This window comes from Pseudomonas sp. Irchel 3H7 (assembly GCF_900187605.1).
In the GTDB taxonomy this organism is placed as follows: Bacteria; Pseudomonadota; Gammaproteobacteria; order Pseudomonadales; family Pseudomonadaceae; genus Aquipseudomonas.
In genome coordinates, this window is record NZ_FYEA01000005.1 from 100,008 (window position 1) to 118,319 (window position 18,312).

The 18,312-nt window shown below is 59.6% G+C and carries 18 protein-coding genes; 11 read left to right on the forward strand and 7 right to left on the reverse strand.

Annotated elements, in window-relative coordinates:
• Window positions 1–80 precede the first annotated feature (80 nt).
• The gene (locus tag CKW38_RS10855; RefSeq protein WP_095112730.1) at window positions 81–527 is read right to left on the reverse strand and encodes a response regulator; all 447 of its coding nucleotides are present in this window, start codon (window positions 525–527) and stop codon (window positions 81–83) included.
• Between the two features lie 257 nt (window positions 528–784).
• On the opposite strand from CKW38_RS10855, the gene CKW38_RS10860 reads away from it, so the two are divergent.
• The 8 genes from CKW38_RS10860 (at window position 785) to CKW38_RS10895 (ending at window position 10,086) form a co-directional block, all read left to right on the forward strand.
• Window positions 785–2,719, forward strand: a complete 1,935-nt coding sequence (locus CKW38_RS10860; protein ID WP_305887118.1) for a putative nucleotidyltransferase substrate binding domain-containing protein — start codon at window positions 785–787, stop codon at window positions 2,717–2,719.
• Entirely contained in the window at window positions 2,716–3,423 is a 708-nt protein-coding gene (locus CKW38_RS10865) for a PolC-type DNA polymerase III (protein WP_095112732.1), read from the forward strand. The genes CKW38_RS10860 and CKW38_RS10865 overlap by 4 nt, the downstream gene beginning before the upstream one ends.
• Before the next feature lie 337 nt (window positions 3,424–3,760).
• Window positions 3,761–4,237 (forward strand): RNA polymerase sigma factor, encoded by a 477-nt coding sequence (locus tag CKW38_RS10870; protein ID WP_256588363.1) that lies wholly within the window; start codon window positions 3,761–3,763, stop codon window positions 4,235–4,237.
• The gene (locus tag CKW38_RS10875) at window positions 4,234–5,208 is read left to right on the forward strand and encodes a FecR domain-containing protein (RefSeq protein ID WP_007910012.1); all 975 of its coding nucleotides are present in this window, start codon (window positions 4,234–4,236) and stop codon (window positions 5,206–5,208) included. The genes CKW38_RS10870 and CKW38_RS10875 overlap by 4 nt, the downstream gene beginning before the upstream one ends.
• Before the next feature lie 231 nt (window positions 5,209–5,439).
• Window positions 5,440–7,866 (forward strand): TonB-dependent siderophore receptor, encoded by a 2,427-nt coding sequence (locus CKW38_RS10880; RefSeq protein WP_095112734.1) that lies wholly within the window; start codon window positions 5,440–5,442, stop codon window positions 7,864–7,866.
• Between the two features lie 74 nt (window positions 7,867–7,940).
• Window positions 7,941–9,071 carry a PepSY domain-containing protein gene (locus CKW38_RS10885; RefSeq protein WP_095112859.1) on the forward strand — a complete coding sequence of 377 codons (1,131 nt, stop codon included), beginning with the start codon at window positions 7,941–7,943 and terminating at the stop codon, window positions 9,069–9,071.
• Window positions 9,068–9,247, forward strand: coding sequence for a hypothetical protein (locus CKW38_RS10890; protein ID WP_007910007.1), 180 nt, complete (start codon window positions 9,068–9,070; stop codon window positions 9,245–9,247). The genes CKW38_RS10885 and CKW38_RS10890 overlap by 4 nt, the downstream gene beginning before the upstream one ends.
• Window positions 9,248–9,456: 209 nt before the next feature.
• Window positions 9,457–10,086: a glutathione S-transferase gene (locus tag CKW38_RS10895; RefSeq protein ID WP_095112735.1), complete on the forward strand. Its 630-nt coding sequence runs from the start codon at window positions 9,457–9,459 to the stop codon at window positions 10,084–10,086.
• Window positions 10,087–10,294: 208 nt separating this feature from the next.
• On the opposite strand, the gene creD is transcribed toward CKW38_RS10895, so the two are convergent.
• The 4 genes from creD to CKW38_RS10920 form a co-directional block, all read right to left on the reverse strand.
• Window positions 10,295–11,665: a cell envelope integrity protein CreD gene (gene creD / locus CKW38_RS10905; protein WP_095112737.1), complete on the reverse strand. Its 1,371-nt coding sequence runs from the start codon at window positions 11,663–11,665 to the stop codon at window positions 10,295–10,297.
• Window positions 11,666–11,834: 169 nt separating this feature from the next.
• Window positions 11,835–13,253 carry a two-component system sensor histidine kinase CreC gene (gene creC / locus CKW38_RS10910; RefSeq protein ID WP_095112738.1) on the reverse strand — a complete coding sequence of 473 codons (1,419 nt, stop codon included), beginning with the start codon at window positions 13,251–13,253 and terminating at the stop codon, window positions 11,835–11,837.
• Entirely contained in the window at window positions 13,253–13,933 is a 681-nt protein-coding gene (creB, locus tag CKW38_RS10915; RefSeq protein ID WP_042704954.1) for a two-component system response regulator CreB, read from the reverse strand. The genes creC and creB overlap by 1 nt, the downstream gene beginning before the upstream one ends.
• A gap of 68 nt (window positions 13,934–14,001) precedes the next feature.
• Entirely contained in the window at window positions 14,002–14,505 is a 504-nt protein-coding gene (locus CKW38_RS10920; protein WP_008078089.1) for an ATP-dependent zinc protease, read from the reverse strand.
• 307 nt (window positions 14,506–14,812) lie between these two features.
• On the opposite strand from CKW38_RS10920, the gene CKW38_RS10925 reads away from it, so the two are divergent.
• The gene (locus CKW38_RS10925) at window positions 14,813–15,700 is read left to right on the forward strand and encodes an acyltransferase (RefSeq protein WP_095112739.1); all 888 of its coding nucleotides are present in this window, start codon (window positions 14,813–14,815) and stop codon (window positions 15,698–15,700) included.
• Between the two features lies 1 nt (window position 15,701).
• On the opposite strand, the gene CKW38_RS10930 is transcribed toward CKW38_RS10925, so the two are convergent.
• The gene (locus tag CKW38_RS10930) at window positions 15,702–16,259 is read right to left on the reverse strand and encodes a DUF2780 domain-containing protein (RefSeq protein WP_095112740.1); all 558 of its coding nucleotides are present in this window, start codon (window positions 16,257–16,259) and stop codon (window positions 15,702–15,704) included.
• 221 nt (window positions 16,260–16,480) lie between these two features.
• Between CKW38_RS10930 and CKW38_RS10935 the strand changes: the two genes are divergently transcribed.
• Both CKW38_RS10935 and CKW38_RS10940 read left to right on the forward strand, forming a co-directional pair.
• The gene (locus CKW38_RS10935) at window positions 16,481–16,723 is read left to right on the forward strand and encodes a hypothetical protein (RefSeq protein ID WP_095112741.1); all 243 of its coding nucleotides are present in this window, start codon (window positions 16,481–16,483) and stop codon (window positions 16,721–16,723) included.
• 59 nt (window positions 16,724–16,782) lie between these two features.
• On the forward strand, window positions 16,783–16,995 hold the full coding sequence (locus CKW38_RS10940) for a cold-shock protein (protein ID WP_095112742.1): 213 nt from the start codon (window positions 16,783–16,785) through the stop codon (window positions 16,993–16,995).
• 57 nt (window positions 16,996–17,052) lie between these two features.
• Here the strand turns inward: CKW38_RS10940 and fdhA are convergent, their stop codons facing one another.
• A complete protein-coding gene (gene fdhA, locus CKW38_RS10945) occupies window positions 17,053–18,252 on the reverse strand; it encodes a formaldehyde dehydrogenase, glutathione-independent (RefSeq protein ID WP_007909990.1) in 1,200 nt (399 codons plus the stop codon).
• Window positions 18,253–18,312: the final 60 nt, after the last annotated feature.

Sequence of the window (18,312 nt, forward strand, 5' to 3'; positions counted from 1 at the left end):
GTACCTTGCACATTCACCGCGCTCAGTCCCCTCTCCCTCTGGGCGGTCCGACGTTTCGGGAGGGTTAGGGTGAGGGGCTCTCAGGGGTCGATACCCAATTCGTGTTTGACCAGAGCGAGCAACTTGCCCGTATCAATCGGCTTGAGCAAAAAATCCACCACGCTCAAATGCATCGCCGCAATCGCGTCTTTCACATCAGCATCGCCGGACACGATGATGATCGGCATCGCTGCCCTCACCGACTCACGCACCTGACGGATCAGCTCGAGGCCGTCGACATTGCCCATGCGCAGATCCGTGATCACCAGCCCGATCGAAGGCTTTTCTTCGAGCATCTTCAGCGCCGTCTCGCCACTGGCTGCGGTCATGCAACGAATGCCATCCAACGCGAGAATCTCCGACAACAGCTCCCGGGCGTCCTTGTCGTCATCAACGATCAATACACGCTGAGGTGGCAGGTCAGGTTCGAGCATGACTGCACTGAGCGCTTCTCGCTCGGCATCGCTCAAAATATCGTGGTCGGACATGGCGCTCTCTAAATATTCAAAACAGTCCCTTGGCAAGTGGTCAGACATCGCTGGGCAGAGCTTCAATGTGCACTTCGTCGGATTTTTTTCCAAGGGGGCAAACCAGGGAATTTCCGACTGTTTGCGTAGGGCATCTCCGAAACTGCGCCAATGGTGGCAAAACCTAGACTTACGTCCAATGGGCACCCCGCCCGCAGGGGTCGACCATGGCCAGAACGATCCGACAACAACAATTCGAAAAGACTGCGGTAATGGTTATGAGTAAAGCGGACGCCTTCACCCAGGCAGGGAAAGCCGCGGTATTGCAGAACATTCAGGGCACCCTGCAATTCCTTCAGCGCTTCCCGCCCTTCAATCAGATGGAACACGCCCACCTGGCTTATCTGGTGGAGCAATGTCAGCTGCGTTTCTACGGCCAGGGCGAGAGCATCATCAAACCCGCCGACGGCCCGGTCGAACATTTCTATATCGTCAAACAAGGTCGGGTGGTTGGCGAACGCCAGCACATCACCAAACCCGGCACCGAGACGACGTTTGAAATCACCACCGGCGAATGTTTTCCGTTGGCCGCACTGCTCGGTGAACGCGCGACGCGCACCGAACACCTGGCCGGCGAAGATACGTTCTGCCTGCAACTGAACAAACTGGCGTTCATCAAACTGTTCGCCCTGTCCAACGCCTTCCGTGATTTCGCCTTGCGCGGGGTCAGCAGCCTGCTTGATCAGGTCAATCAGCAAGTGCAGCAAAAAGCCGTGGAAACCCTCGGCACGCAGTACTCGCTGAACACCCGACTCGGCGAACTGGCGATGCGTCATCCAGTGACCTGCGGCCCGGACACGCCATTGCGCGAAGCGGTGAAGTTGATGCACGAGCAGCAGGTCGGCAGCATCGTTGCGGTGGATGAACACAAGGCGCCGTTGGGCATTTTCACCCTGCGCGATCTGCGTCATGTGGTGGCCGCCGGTATTGGCGATTTCGGCGAAGCCATCGAGCGCCACATGACACCTTCGCCCTTTTATCTTTCGCCGGATCACAGTGCGTTCGATGCGGCGATTGCCATGACCGAACGGCACATCGCGCATGTCTGCCTGGTCAAGGATCAGCGCCTGTGCGGCGTGGTCTCCGAGCGCGATCTGTTTTCCCTGCAACGGGTCGATCTGGTGCATCTGGCGCGGACGATTCGCAGCGCCCAGCGCGTCGAACAACTGGTGAGCCTGCGCGGCGAGATCGGCCAACTGGTCGAACGCATGCTCGCCCACGGTGCTTCTTCGACGCAGATCACCCACATCATCACCCTGCTCAACGACCACACCGTGTGCCGGGTGATCGAACTGACCCTCGCCGAAAAAGGCGATCCCGGCGTGCCGTTCAGTTGGCTGTGTTTCGGCAGCGAAGGTCGCCGCGAGCAGACGCTGCACACCGATCAGGACAACGGCATTCTGTTCGACGCGCGGGACGCAGCACATGCGGCAGAGATTCGCGGCAAGCTGCTGCCGATTGCCCAGCAGATCAACCAGAGTCTGGCGCTGTGCGGTTTCACCCTGTGCAAGGGCAACATCATGGCCGGCAACCCCGAACTGTGTCTGTCGCGGGCAGAATGGGCGCGGCGTTTTGCGGCGTTCATTCGCGAGGCGACGCCGGAAAATCTTCTTGGGTCGAGCATCTATTTCGATCTGCGCGTGGTCTGGGGCGATGAAAAAAGCTGCGAACAGTTGCGCCGGGGCATTCTTGACCAAGTCGGCGACAACCGTTTGTTCCAGCGCATGATGGCCGAGAACGCCCTGCGCAATCGTCCACCGGTGGGACGTTTCCGCGAGTTTGTGCTGGCGCGCAAGAATGGCGAGAAAGCCACGCTGGATCTGAAGGTGCAGGGGCTGACGCCATTCGTGGATGGCGCGCGACTGCTCGCGCTGGCTAACGGTATCGACGCCAACAACACCCTCGAACGCTTCCGTCAGTTGGTCGAGAAAGAAGTGATCGAACGGCTGGACGGCGCGGCGTATGAAGAGGCGTATCACTTCATTCAGCAAACGCGCATGCAGCAGCATCAGTTGCAGACCCGCGAGAATCTGCCCTATTCCAACCGCGTAGACCCCGACAGCCTCAATCACCTGGACCGGCGCATCCTGCGTGAATCCTTGCGTCAGGCGCAGCGCCTGCAAAGCAGCCTGACCTTGCGGTATCAGCTATGAGCCTGTTTTCGTGGCTGCGCCCGGCGAGTGCGGTGGTGCCGGTGGATTTCCAGCAGCGTCTGGCTCAGTTGCCAACGATTACACCGCTCAGCGAATGCACGTTGCGCGAACAACGTTGGGTCGTGCTGGATCTGGAAACCACCGGACTCAACCTGAGCAAGGATCGTGTGCTGTCGATTGGCGCGGTAGTGATCGAAGATGGCGCGATCGATTTCAGTCAGCAGTTCGAACGCACGTTGCAATGTCGCGAATTGAAGCTCAGCCCCAGCGTGTTGATTCACGGGTTGGGGCCGAATGCGATTGCGGCGGGCAGTGAGCCGGCCGAGGCGTTGCTCGAACTCATGGAATTTATCGGCGACAGCCCGGTATTGGCGTTTCATGCGCCGTTTGATCAGCACATGCTCGGGCGCGCGTTGAAGGAGCATCTGGGGCACAAGTTGCAGCAGGTGTTTCTTGATGTCGCCGACATTGCACCGCTGGTGTGTCCGCAGGCGCACATTCGTGAGGCCGGGCTGGATGAGTGGATCGACTGGTTCAAGCTTGAGGTGTTCGAGCGGCATAACGCGAGTGCCGATGCGCTGGCGACGGCGGAACTGGCGTTGATTCTGTTCAGCCGGGCGCGGGGGCAGCAGATTCACAGTCCGTTGAATTTGCAGCAGCGGTTGAGTCAGTGGAAGCGTAGGCAGCAGGCGCCTTCGTTTTAAATCAAAAGCCCCTCACCCCAGCCCTCTCCCGGAGGGAGAGGGCTGGGGTGAGGTGTCTCGGGCTTTTCATCGACCTGAAAGACCGAGTTGATTGTGGATTCACTGAAAATCGTTCAGGTCGGTGTATCTCCTGAGTATCCCCCAATCGGTCCCCTCTCCCCCCGGGAGAGGGCTAGGGTGAGGGGGTCTGCCTTTACATGCCCACCTGACCAGTGGCCAATTGCTAACCATTCCCACCTCTGCCACAATCGCGAACAATTCGCGTTAGTTAACATTTCCCAATCGGTGATGTCCGGTGTCGTCAGTCCCAAGCCCTCACAGTGAGCTCGTCGGTGCGATGTATCGCGACCATCGCGGTTGGCTGCTGGCCTGGCTGCGGCGCAATGTGGCGTGCCCAGAGCGTGCCGAGGATCTGAGTCAGGACACCTTTGTGCGCCTGCTCGGTCGCGACGAAATGCTGACACCGCGCGAGCCGCGGGCCTTTCTGGTGGCGATCGCCAAAGGCCTGCTGTTCGACTACTTCCGCCGCGCAGCGCTGGAACAGGCCTACCTCACCGAATTGATGCTGATCCCCGAAGGCGAACAACCGTCGGTGGAAGAACAGCAAATGATCCTCGAAGACCTCAAAGCCATCGACCGCTTGCTCGGCAAACTGTCGACCAAGGCCCGTGCCGCCTTCCTTTATAACCGTCTCGATGGCCTCAGCCATGCCGAGATCGCCGACAAGCTCGGCGTCTCGGTGCCGCGTGTGCGTCAGTATCTGGCGCAAGGCATTCGTCAGTGCTACATCGCCCTGTACGGTGAGCCGACATGAGTCCGGCCAGTTCCAGCCCCGTACCGGCGCATGTCCTGGACGCGGCGATTGCCTGGCAACTGACCCTCGACTCGAGCAGCCCGCTAGAGCGCGAGGAGTTTGCCAAATGGCATGCGGCCCATGAAGAACACGCCCGGGCGTGGCGACAACTGGGCATGCTCGATCAGCGTTTCAGCGTGGCTAAAGGCCCGGCACGCAGTGCCTTGCTACAGTCGCGCGAAGGCATTCGCCGGCGCGTGCGCAAGCTTGGCAGTGGGTTGGCCAGCGTTGTAGTGATTGTTGGTTTGGGGTTGTTCGCCAGTGAACGGTTTCTGCCGCTGGATTACTGGCTTGCCGATCAACGCACCGCGACTGGTGAACAGCGCACCGTGCGTCTGGCTGACGGCACGGTGCTGAATCTGAACACCCACAGTGCGGTGGATGTGCGGTTCGATGACAAGCGCCGATTGATCGTGTTGCAGGAAGGCGAAATTCTCGTCGAGACCGGTCATGGCGATGCGCGTCCCTTTATCGTCGAAACCCGCGAAGGCAGCATGCGCGCCTTGGGTACGCGGTTTCTGGTCAAGCGTGAAGACGAAGGCACGCGCCTGAGCGTGTTGCAGTCGGCGGTCGCGGCGCACCCGCAATCCAATCCTGAAGAGCAAATTCTCCATGAAGGCCAGCAAGTGCTGCTGCGCAGTGATGGATTGGGTTCGATCGTCGCGCTCAATCCCGGCGCGGATGCCTGGACCCGCGGCATGTTGGTGGTGGATAACGCGCGCCTTGGCGATCTGGTGCATGAACTGGGGCGTTATCGTCGTGGGCACCTGGGCGTGGCCCCGGAAGTGGCGGACCTGCGCATCACTGGCAGCTTTCCGCTGCATGACACCGATAAGGCCCTGAGCGCATTGCTGCCGACCCTGCCGGTGCAGATCGAGCGGCATACGCCGTATTGGGTCACTGTCGCGAAGGCCGATATCAAGCCTGAGTAATGCGGTGTCTGAGCGGCCGCCATCGCTGGCAAGCCAGCTCCCACAGGGAGCTGCGGTGAGCAGCAATTTTGTGAACAGCACTGAAACCTGTGGGAGCTGGCTTGCCAGCGATGAGGCCCCTACAGCCTCCACTTTCAGTTAATCGAAATTATTTTCATCCAGCCCTATCACTTTTCGCTTTTCATTCGGCACACAGGCAATTGAGAAATATTTCCATTCAGGAGCCGCCGTATGTCCCGTTCGCTAGACACCTTGTTGCGCCCCAGTCTGCTGGCCGTCGCTATCGCGCTCAGCGCGCCGCTGATCAGCAGTCCGTTGCTCGCCGCTGAACAAGCGTCCAGCGTGCGCGCCTACAATCTGCCGGCGGCGCCACTGTCGACCACCTTGAACCAGATCGCCAGCCAGGGCGGCATCGCGCTGTCGCTGAATCCGTCGCTGGCCGCAGGCAAGACCTCGGCACCGGTGAACGGCCAATACGACGCGGCCGGTGCCTTGCGCGCGGCCCTGCGTGGCACCGGTCTGCAACTGGAACAAAGCAGCACCGGCACCTACACCCTGGTTGCCGTGCCTGAAGGGACGTTGGCCCTGCCGGAAACATCGGTTATCGGTGTGGAAAACTTCGAAAGCGCCTGGGGACCGGTCGACGGCTACACCGCCACCCGCACCGCCGCTGGCAGCAAGACCGACACCGCACTGGTCGAAGCGCCGCGTTCGATCTCCGTCGCGACTCGCCAGCAAATGGACGACCGCAGCGTGCACAGTCTCGACGACGCTGTGCGCTACATGCCGGGCATCACCGCCAGCAGCTACGGCAGCGATACCCGCGCCGACTGGCTGCGTGTGCGCGGTTTCGAACCGACCCAGTTCCTCGATGGCCTGCCGCTGCCGAAAGGCGTGTACGCCAACCCGAAACAGGAAACCTGGAACCTCGATCGCCTCGCCCTGCTGCGCGGCCCGGCCTCCTCGGTTTACGGCCAGACCCCACCGGGCGGTCTGCTCGACATGGTCAGCCGTCGCCCAAGCGCCGAAGCCAGCAACGAAATCCAGTTGCAGTACGGCAGCGACAACCATCGCCAGATCAACTTCGCCAGCACCGGCAAGATCGATGACGCCGGCCAGTTTCTCTATGGCCTCAGCGGTGTGGTGCGCGACAGCGGCACGCAGGTCGATCACGTCGACAACAAGCGCTACAACATCGCACCGAGCCTGACCTGGAACATCGACGACGACACCAAGCTCACCCTGCTGAGCCAGTTCACCCGCGACGATACCGGCATCACCAGCCAGTTCCTGCCGGTGCAGGGCACCAAGATCAAGTCACCGTTCGGCGATATCTCCCACCACAAGAATCTGGGTGATCCGGACTGGGAATATTACGATCGCACCTACTACGCGCTGGGCTACGCCTTCGAACATCGTCTGAACGATGTCTGGCAGTTCAAGCAGAACCTGCGCTACACCAAGTCGGATCTGTCGTTCCAGTCGCTGACGCCGGGTTCCTACCCGTTCACCGAAGTTGATGATCAAGGCAACGTCGGGCGCACCAGCACCAGCGTCGAAGAAGACATCAGTCAGTTCGCCGTGGACAACAACTTCCAGGCCGACTTCGCCACCGGCGACATCCGCCACACCCTACTGCTGGGCCTGGATCATCAGCGCAGCAACACCAACTACACCTCGATCTTCGGCGACGGTTTGACCACCAACGTGATCACACCGATCTACGGCCAGCCAATCGTACGTCCAGCGCGCTCCACGGCGTTTTACGATTACGACCAGAAAACCTACCAGACCGGCCTGTACATCCAGGACCAGATGGCCCTCGACCAGTGGCGCCTGACCCTCGGCGGCCGTGAAGACTGGGTGCACACCAGCACAAAGTTCATCAACAAGGGCGATGCCACCAACACCCAGCGTGACAAGGCCTTCAGCGGCAACGCAGCGCTCAGTTATGTCTTCGACAACGGTTTCGTGCCGTACCTGTCGTACGCCGAATCCTTCCAGCCGACCACGGGCGCCGACGCCACCTCGACCGGTTCGCTCAAACCGACCGAAGGCAAGCAGTGGGAACTGGGCATCAAGTACCAGCCACCGGGCAGCAAAACCCTGCTGACCGCCGCCGTGTACGACCTCACCCAGAAGAACGTCTCGGTTAACACCTTCGTCAACAACGTGTCGATCACCAGTCAGACCGGCGAAGTGAAAGTCAAAGGCCTCGAGCTGGAAGCGGTTTCCGACGTCACCGACAACCTGAAAGTCATCGCTGCCTACACCCTGGCCAAATCCGAAGTGCAGAATGGCGTCGACAAGGGCAATCGCCTGCAACTGATGCCGAACCAGCAAGCGTCGCTGTGGACCGATTACACCTGGCACGCCGGCGTCCTCGACGGCTTCGGCATTGGCGGTGGCGTGCGTTACACCGGCAACACCTACGGCGACAAGGCCAACACCTGGCTGGGCAAAGCGGACGCCTACACCGTGTTCGACGCAAGTGTGCATTACGACCTCGGCCGTCTGGACAACAGCCTCAAAGGCGCGTCGCTGGCGGTCAACGCAACCAACCTGTTCGACAAGGAATACATTTCCACCTGCGACAGCTTCTACTGCTACTACGGCGACACGCGCAGTGTCGTCGCCAGCGCCACTTACAAGTGGTAAGCAACTGAGCTGAAACAGGCCCTGTGACCAGGCCGTCCTTCGTGGACGGCTTTGGTGTTTTTGAAGGTCATGAAATGAAAAGTAAAACAATTCGTCGCTGGTCGTTCATCCACACCTGGACCAGCCTGGTCTGTACCGTGTTTTTGCTGATGCTGGCCTTGACCGGTCTGCCGCTGATTTTCCATCACGAGATCGAACATCTGCTCGGCGATGCACCCGAAGTACGCGAGATGCCTGCCGACACGCCGCGGCTGAATCTGGCGCAGTTGGTCGAGGCCGCAGAAAAACATCGTTCCGACGAAGTCGTGCAGTACTTCGGTTTCGATGACGATGAGCCGAATGCCGTACTGACGATCATGGCGAAAACCGCCGGCACCGAGCCGAACTCCTCGCACACCTTCATGCTCGACGCACGTACCGGTGAAGCGCTGGAAACCCCATCGGCCAATGGCGGCTTGATGCTGTTTATCCTGCGCCTGCACGTCGACATGTTCGCCGGGCTGCCGGGCAAATTACTGCTGGCGTTCATGGGGCTGCTGTTTGTCGTGGCCATCGTGTCCGGAACGGTGCTGTACCTGCCGTTCATGCGCCGTTTGAAGTTCGGCACGGTGCGTCAGGACAAGTCGACACGGCTGCGCTGGCTCGACCTGCATAACCTGATTGGCGTGGTCACCCTGACCTGGGCGTTGGTGGTCGGCGTGACCGGTGTGATCAGCGCCTGCGCCGACCTGCTGATCGCCGCTTGGCGCAACGATGCACTGACTGCGCTGATCGAACCTTACCGCGAAGCGCCACCGCTGACCCACTTGGCGCCGGCCACGCGTTTGCTCGATATCGCTGCTGAAGTTGCGCCGGAGATGAAACCGGACTTCATTGCCTTTCCCGGCACACGCTTTTCCAGCGAACACCATTACTCGGTGTTCATGAAGGGCGGCACGCACCTGACCTCGCATCTGCTGACGCCGGTGCTGATCGATGCCACCACGCTGCAGGTCACCGCCGTGGCCGAACGGCCGTGGTACATGGACGCCATGGGCATGTCGCAGCCGTTGCACTTTGGTGATTACGGCGGCATGCCGATGAAAATCCTCTGGGCCACGCTCGATGTGTTGACGATCATTGTGCTCGGCAGTGGCGTTTATCTGTGGGTGGTGCGGCGCAAAGCGGCCAAACCCCTGCTGGAAACGGCGGAGGCGTCTGCATGAAGCCGCGTCAGTCGAATTTCTGGAAGGTGTTCAGCACGCCGATCGTGATTGCGTTGCTGAGTGCAGCGGGGTTGTTTGCGGCGTTGCTGGGGGATGGGATTTGGGATGTGTTGAGCTGGGTTGGGCTGGGTGTTCCGGCATTTCTGGCGATCAGGGGATTGTTGCTGCGCAGGTAGTTTTTGTGCTGTCGATGATGGCCTCATCGCTGGCAAGCCAGCTCCCACAAGGATCTCTGCTGGGCCTGAAATGTGTGTTCACTGCAAAAACCTGTGTGAGCTGGCTTGCCAGCGATGGCGGCCGGATGGGCGCCATAAATTCCCTCGCCAGCCATCGCGGTTCTGACTAGGCTAACCACCTGCTCTTCGACGATTACCGAGGTTTGCCAATGTCTGCCCCCAGCATGACCCTGTACCACAACACGCTCTCTCCGTTTGTGCGCAAAGTGATGGTGTTGCTGCACGAAACCGGCCAGCAGGATCGCGTCGCCTTGCAAGACTGTGTGCTCAGCCCGGTCAGCCCGAGTGCCGAGCTCAATGCCGATAACCCGCTGGGCAAGATTCCCGCCCTGCGTCTGGCCGACGGCAACGTCATCCATGACAGCCGGGTGATCCTCGAATACCTCGACCAGCAGCACGTCGGCAATCCGCTGATCCCCCGCGAAGGCGCGGCTCGCTGGCGGCGTCTGACCCTGGCATCGATGGCCGACGGGATCATGGATGCGTCGGTGATGGTGCGTTATGAAATGGTCCTGCGCGCGCCGGAAAAACATTGGGACGAATGGCTCGACGCTCAGCGCGACAAGATCCGCCGTGCCCTCGCGGTGTTGGAAAAAGATGCCATTGCCGAGCTGACCAGCCATTTCGATGTCGCGGCGATCAGCGTGGCGTGTGCGCTGGGTTATCTCGATCTGCGTTTCCCGGACCTGGGCTGGCGTGATGCCAACCCGCAACTGGCCAACTGGTACTTTGAGGTGAGTCAGCGACCGTCCATGATCGCCACGATGCCCAAGCCTTAAATCGGCGGCGCCTGTTCCGGCCTCTTCGCTGGCAAGCCAGCTCCCACAGGATTTGTGGTAGATCGGGGATTTATGTCATCACCGAACTCATTGTGGGAGCTGGCTTGCCAGCGATGGCACCCACTCGGTTCCACAGGCAAAAGCCCGATAATCCGCGTCATCAGTTCATCCTTCCAGCACTGATCCTCACGCAACCCCAGCGACCGGCTCATTGCATCGCCCCGACATCAAACTCCAACGGCTGCGCCGGTTTCTGCCCGATCCCGTACCAATCCAGTTTGCGCGTCAGCACCATGAACACACCGAGCAAACCGAACAGCAACAACGAGCCCATCAACAGCGCGTAATCCTCAGCGCTCAACAATCCATAGAGCAGGCCATACAACGCCGCCAGCCCCGCCGAAAAACTCAAGCCGTGACGCACACTGCGTAGCACGTGGCAGACATAAAACCCGATCAACAGCACGCAAGCACTGGCCGACAACAGATACGCCAGGGCAAAACCAATGTGCTCCGACAGCGACAGCAACAACAGATAAAAGAACGCCAGCGCCACACCGACCAGCGCGTATTGCACCGGGTGCACGGCCAGACTCTTGAGCACTTCGAACAGAAAGAAACCGGCGAACGTCAGGACGATGAACAGCAGCGCATATTTGATCGCCCGATCACTCTTCAGGTACTGATCCACCGGGTCGATGAAGCTCACACCGAAACTGCGACCATTGAACGCCTCGCAATCATTGCTGCTCACGCAACGGCTCATGGCGTCTTGCAGGTTGGTGGAGAAAAACGTGGTCTGCCAATCGGCGCTGAAACCCTGATCGTTGATCTCACGTTTGGCCGGCAGGAAATTGCCGATGAAACTTGGATGCGGCCAATTCGCAGTGAGGCTGACGCTGCTGCTCTTGCCCACCGGCAGCACCTGCAACGAACCGGTGCCTTGCAGGCGCAAATCAAAACCGAAGCTCAACTCGGTGCTTTTGCTGGTGTCGAGCAGCGGCAGCGTGACCCGTACGCCTTCACCGAGCCAACCGACTTGAGTCCCCGGAACAAAGTCCAGACGCTGGCCATCGAGTTCCAGTTTCAGCGCATTTTCGATGCCGCGAATGTCGCTGATGCCGACCGCGAGAAACGGTGCATCGAACTGGTAATCGCTGAAGTCTTCCTTAATGCCCAATTGCGCCGGCAATGAGAAATGGCCGTTGATGCGGTTGTCGGCGTGGAACAACCGCGCTTCATAAATGCCCCGTGCGCGCAGCTCGGTTTGCACCTGACCATCGAGTTCGAAACGCTCCGGCAGGAAGTACAAACGACCGCGCTCTTCGCTCGGCTCGTCGTAGCGCTGATTGGTCTTGTCGTTGGTTTTCCAGTTGTGAATCACTTTGCGATACGGCACCACCATCACCGGCCCGCTCAGTTGCTGGCTGTAGCTGGAACTGCGGGCGATGTCTTCGAGCACGCCGTCGCGCAACTGTTGGCGGTCGTCGATGACGCCGTCGATCATCAGCAACGGGATCAGCAACAGCAGGATCAGCACGGCGATGGCGCCGAGCTTTATCGTCAGATTCTTGTTCATGGGACTCTCCCTGTTTGGATGGGCAGAGTCTGCTGGTGCTGTATGAGGGGAATGTGGGGGGAATATGGAGATTGTGTGGAAAGATCAAAAGATCGCAGCCTTCGGCAGCTCCTACAGGTGTACGCAATCCAATGTAGGAGCTGCCGAAGGCTGCGATCTTTTGACGGTATCAAGGCAAGCGCAATATCACTTCAACACCGTTTTCGACATTGCGAATCTGCATCGCCCCACCATGCAACTTGACCACTTCTTCAACGAAGTTAAGCCCCAAACCCGTGCTTTTTCGCCCACTGTCCGGACGCGGCAACGAGTAGAAACGCTCGGTCAATCGCGGCAAGGCGTAGTCAGGAATCGGCGCCGTTTCATTGAACAATCGAAATTCGATCTGCTCGCCAACCCGCTCGGCACTGAAACGCAGCAGCCCCTGAATCGGCGTGAAATCCAGCGCATTCTCCAGCAGATTGCCCAGCGCCTGACGCAACAGAAACGGCTCGCCAATCAACAGCAGATCCGCTGCCATCGCCCGTTCGATGCGCAACTGTTTGCCTTCGATCCGCGCCGCTTGCCCCTGCAGCAATTGTTCAACCAGCGCCGCCAGCGGCACAGCGACCCGTTCTTCAAGGCCCTGACGTTGCTCCACCTGCGCCAGATTCAGTAACCGTTCGATCAACTGCTGCATCCGCGCACTTTCGCTGTCGATATTGCCGACAAAGCGCAGGCGCTGAACCGGCAACATATCCCCTTGCAGCAACTCCGCCGCGCCACGAATCGCCGCCAGCGGACTTTTCAGCTCATGGGTCAGCGTATGCACATAACGCTCGACGTAGGCCTTGCCTTCCAGTTGCGTGCGCATCTGTTCCACGGCCGTAGCCAGTTGTTCCAGTTCACCCCCCCGGTAATGCGGCACTTCCACCCGCCGGCCTTCGCTCACCGCTTGGGCATAACCGGTCAGACGGTGCAGCGCACGGCTCAGCCACCACGAGAGCAAAGCACCGAACAACAGACCGAGGCCGATCAGACCAGCACCGTAAAACAGCAAACGCCGCTCGGTGCGATCGACATAAGGCTGCAATGAGCTGTTGGGCTTGGCCACGGTGACCACACCGATGATCTTGCCGTTGTCGCGGATCGGCGCGCCGACGTGCATCACTGACGAACTGGCGTCATCCGGATCACTGCGGCTCGAACGTGCACCGTACTCACCGCGCAGGGTCAGATAGACGTCGTTCCAGCGCGAATAATCCTGACCGACCGCGACACCACTGGAATCGAGAACGACGATGCCCTTGGCATCAGTCACGTAGATGCGGTGGTTGACCTGATTTTTCGGTAAGCCCCAAATGGTCGCTTGCGGCTGGCGCTCGCCATAGGCGCGGAGCAGCTCGGGCCAGCGGTTCTCGCTGAGGGTGCCGGCCTTGAAATCATCGCGGAGGATTTCTGCCATCAGGTTGGCGGTATCGACCAGGGTTTCTTCGGTGGACTGGCGCACGCCGGGGCGGATTTCTTCCATCACCGTGTTAAGCACGAAATAACCGGTGAGGCCGATAAACAGCACGTACACCAGAAAGATCCGCAGCCCCAAAGACATCAGCTGTGCCCCGGGCTGTAGCTGTAACCGAGGCCGCGATGGGTCTGGATCGGCTCGGCGTCGGCACGCACCAGACGCAGTTTGGCGCGCACGCTTTTGATGTGGCTGTCGATGCTGCGCTCGTAACCGGCGTCGGCCGCCACGCCCAACGCATCGAGCAGTTGTTCGCGACTGAACACCCGCTCGGGTTGTTCGAGCAGGCACTGCAACAGGCGGAATTCGTGGCGGGTCAGGCTTAACGTCTGGCCGCGATAGCTGATTTGTACGCGCTCGGGATCGATGCGAAACAGCGCCGAAGAGGCTTCAATCACTGGACGCGGCGCCATGCGTTTGAGGATGGCCTTGACCCGCGCCGCCACCTCTCGAGGGCTGAACGGCTTGACCACGTAGTCGTCGGCGCCAATCTCCAGCCCCACCACGCGATCAATCTCGGCATCGCGGGCGCTGAGGAACAGCACCGGCACCTCGCTGAAACGCCGCAGCTGCTTGCAAGTCTCGAAACCGCTGATGTCCGGCAGGCCGATGTCGAGGATGATCAGATCGGCCGGGGTCTGCCGCTGATGCTCCAGCGCCGCCGCGCCGAGGCTCAGCCACGTCGTGCTAAAGCCCTCGCCTTGCAGGGCGAAAATCAGCGTGTCGGCAATCGCCGCTTCGTCTTCGACAATCAGGATATGAGGCATGGCGTCCGAGCCCATAGGTTAAGTGCGCGAACGGTGCCCCAAGCCTGACGTTACGTCAATGAGACCACTTAGCAGTCCGGCTTGTCGGCGGTGAAGCGCCGCGCCGGGTTTACCGCAGCGCCAAACTCGCGCAAGGCTTTGGCACCGATCAGCAGCGGATAGTTGAAGTTGCTGCGGTCGGTCAGGTTGACCTCGACGGTACGCTTGACGTTGCCCAGGCACAGCTCCAGATCGACCACCGGGCGCTTGGCGACTTCGGTGCTTTCGCCCTCGTCCTCTTCGTCCGAACGGCTCTTGATCTTGCTGATGCGCGCGACCTTGTGTTCGTAGACCTTGTTGCTGGCGTCCTTGGTGCCGAGGCGGAAACGCACCCAGTCGTCACCATCACGGGTGAAGGTTTCGATGTCCTTGGCCGACAGCGAGGCGGTCAGTGCGCCGGTGTCCATCTTGGCCTTGAGCACTTCACCGCCGATTTCCGGCAGCGCGATGTATTCGTAGCGCCCGTACAGAGTCGGCTCGGCGGCCATGACCGGCAGAGCGACGAGGGCAAACAGTGCAAGGAGGGATTTCACGTAAGGGGCTTCCTTGGAAAATGAGGGCGGCAGACGCGAGATTTTAGACACCCGGCGAGCAATTCGTTCGCCCGTGAGACCGCATCGCTGGCAAGCCAGCTCCCACAAGGATCTTCAATGAATGCAATTCTCGTGAACACCAGAGAAACCTGTGGGAGCTGGCTTGCCAGCGATGAGGCCAGCACATTCAATACAATATCTGGCACCAGCATACCGCCCCAAAAGTGAAACATTCGTCACCGCCGATTTGGCCTGCCGCGCGAAGCTGCTTATCATGGCGCGCCCATCCGTTTGCAAAGAGTTGCTTATGCGCCGCCTGCTCACCGGCTGTTTCGTCACCCTGCTGCTGTTGCTCAACACCCTGATCCTGATCGGGCCGTTGCTGGTGTTTGCCCTGCTCAAACTGGTCGCACCCGGCCGCTGGCGCGATTACGCGTCGGGCGCAGTGATGTGGATCGCCGAGACCTGGGCCGAGATCGACAAGCTGATTTTCCGCCTGTGCATCCCCACCCAATGGGACATTCGCGGCGGCGAGAATCTGCGCGGTGACACCTCTTATCTGGTAGTCAGCAACCACCAGTCGTGGGTCGATATTCCGGCGCTGATCCAGACCCTCAACCGACGCACGCCGTTCTTCAAATTCTTCCTCAAGAAAGAACTGATCTGGGTGCCGTTTCTGGGGCTGGCGTGGTGGGCGCTGGATTACCCGTTCATGAAGCGCTACACCAAAGCGTTTCTGGCGAAGCACCCGGAGCTGGCCGGCAAGGATCTGGAAATCACCAGACAGGCCTGCGAGCTGTTCAAGCGTCAGCCGGTGACCGTGGTGAATTATCTGGAAGGTACCCGCTACACCGCGGCAAAAAGCGCACAGCAGCAATCACCGTTCAAGCATTTGCTCAAGCCCAAGGCCGGTGGCGTGGCGTTTGTGTTGGCGGCGATGGGTGAACAACTGGATGCGATTCTCGACGTCACCGTGGTTTATCCACAGGAGCGAATTCCGGGTTTCTGGGATTTGATCAGCGGCAACGTGCCGCGCGTGATCATCGACATCAAGACCCGCGAACTCGACCCGGCGCTGTGGCAAGGCGATTACGAGAATGATCCGGCGTTTCGCCAGAAGGTCCAGAGCTGGGTCAACCAGCTCTGGAACGAGAAGGATCAGCGCATCGCCGAACTGCGCAGCGAGCGCGGCTGAATCAGCTACCGGTGCCGGCGCCCCAGATGCTGCCCAGGCTGCTCAACAGCGAACCGCCGACGCCCTGCTGACCGAGATATTGCAGGAGCACCGGGGCAAACTGGCCGATCATGCCGCTGTCCATGCCAAGTGCGCTGAAGGCATTGTTCAGGTCGTTGGTGTCCTTGACGTTACCCAGCGCATTTTCCAGCCCGGCAGACTTGCCGGATGAACCGAGCAAGGCGCCCAGCGCCGCCAGATTGCCGCTGCCACCTGACAGTTTGTCGATGCCCGGCACTTCTTTGGCCAGTTGTGAGTAATCGGTGCTGCTCAACTGATTCTTCGCCAGCCCGAGCATCGCACTGGTGCCGCCCACGGCCTGCTCCGGCGTGACATCCAGCGCACTCAGGGCACTCAACAAACCGGCGGTTTCCGAGGTCGGCGCCGCAGCGGCCGCCTTGTCGCCACCCTGCATGCCCGAAACCGCGCCGGCCACGTCATTCAGACTGAAACCGGCAAACACCGGCCCGGCGGCCAAGGTCAGGAGCGATGCCAAGGCAAAACCGCGTGAAATTTTCATTCAGACATCCTCTTGGGAAAAGCTGCCACCGGACAACGGCGACGAAACTGGCGTTTTGACCGGGAATCCGGTGGCATGTTCCGGTCATTCCAATTCGAAATCGGGACAATTCCAAAACGTTTCTAAAAACTGTCAAACCTGACAGTTACCGACTCAATTCTAGTGAATTACATTGAATTCGAGCCAGGTTTGCCGCGGATCATTTCGATGGAGGCGCTGCGATGGAGAAGCGATTGTCAGACCGCGACGACTTGATCATTCCGCCGTTGAACGAACCGTCGAAGGACGTTGCAAAGAAAATGATTGCTCAGCCCTCAGCCATCATCTTTTGCGTTGATCCGGACGATCCCATCATTGGAAAAATCAAGGCCGGACGAAGGGTCAGTTATGAAGTGATGAAAAGCGATACAGGGCAGCAATACGCAATCAATGTTCGATTGGTTCGCGACAGAAGGAACAGATAAATCCTGGTCGCTATCGCTCGGATATGAATCGATACACAACGCAAACAGGAAGCATGGTCATGCCAAATAAACAAACCGGTACCGTAAAGTGGTTTAACGACGAAAAAGGCTTTGGATTTATTACACCTGCTGATGGCGGTGCTGACCTCTTCGTCCATTTCAAGGCTATCCAATCCGATGGATTTAAATCCTTGAAAGAAGGACAAACCGTTTCTTTTATCGCGGTGCCGGGGCAAAAAGGAATGCAAGCGGAACAAGTCGAAGTCGTATAGAAACAATCGTTCGATAAAACGGCGCCTGAATGGCGCCGTTCTGCTACTGCGTAAACCTTACGCCGCACTGAACAACTTATGCGGATCAATCACAAACTTCTTCGGCACACCCGCATCGAACTCGCCGTAACCTTCCGGCGCCTGATCCAGACTGATCACCTGCACCCCCACCACTTCGGCGATGTTGATGCGATCCCACATGATCGCCTGCATCAGTTGACGGTTGTACTTCATCACTGGCGTCTGGCCGGTGTGGAAGCTGTGCGACTTGGCCCAGCCCAGACCGAAGCGAATGCTCAGGCTGCCCATTTTTGCGGCAGCGTCCACCGCACCTGGATCTTCGGTGACGTACAGGCCCGGGATACCGATCTTGCCGGCCACACGCACCACGCCCATCAGCGAGTTGAGCACGGTGGCCGGCGCTTCGGCTTTTACGCCGTCGTGACCATGGCCGCGAGCTTCGAAACCAACACAGTCCACCGCGCAATCCACTTCCGGTTCGCCCAGCAGTGCGGCGATCTGTTCGTGCAGCGGCGTGTCCTTGGACAGGTCGACGATTTCAAAACCCTGCGCCTTGGCGTGGGCCAGGCGGATGGTGTTGACGTCGCCGATGATCACTACCGCAGCGCCGAGCAGGCGTGCGGAAGCGGCAGCGGCCAGGCCGACCGGGCCAGCGCCGGCAATGTAAACGGTGCTGCCCGGGCCAACGCCCGCTGTCACTGCGCCGTGATAACCGGTCGGCAGGATGTCGGAGAGGCAGGTCAGGTCACGGATTTTCTCCATGGCCTTGTCGCGGTCCGGCAGTTTCAGCAGGTTGAAGTCCGCATATGGCACCAGCACGTATTCGGCCTGGCCACCGGTCCAGTCGCCCATGTCGACGTAACCGTAAGCGCCACCGGCACGGGCCGGGTTGACGGTCAGGCAGACGCCTGTGTGTTGCTCTTTGCAGGAACGGCAGCGCCCGCAAGCGACGTTGAACGGCACGGAAACCAGATCACCGATTTTCAGGTTTTCGACGTCGGAGCCTTTTTCGATCACCTCGCCGGTGATTTCGTGACCCAGCACCAGACCGGTCTGCGCCGTGGTACGGCCGCGCACCATGTGCTGGTCGGAGCCGCAGATGTTGGTGGAAACCACTTTGAGAATGACCCCGTGCTCGATCTTGCGACCGCGCGGGTCCTGCATTTTCGGATAGTCGATTTTCTGTACTTCGACCTTGCCAGCGCCGAGATACACCACACCACGATTGCCAGACATGCTTTCACCTCGCTGTTGTTTTTATGGAACCGCGTTGCCCAGGCAGGCAGCGCGTTGAGT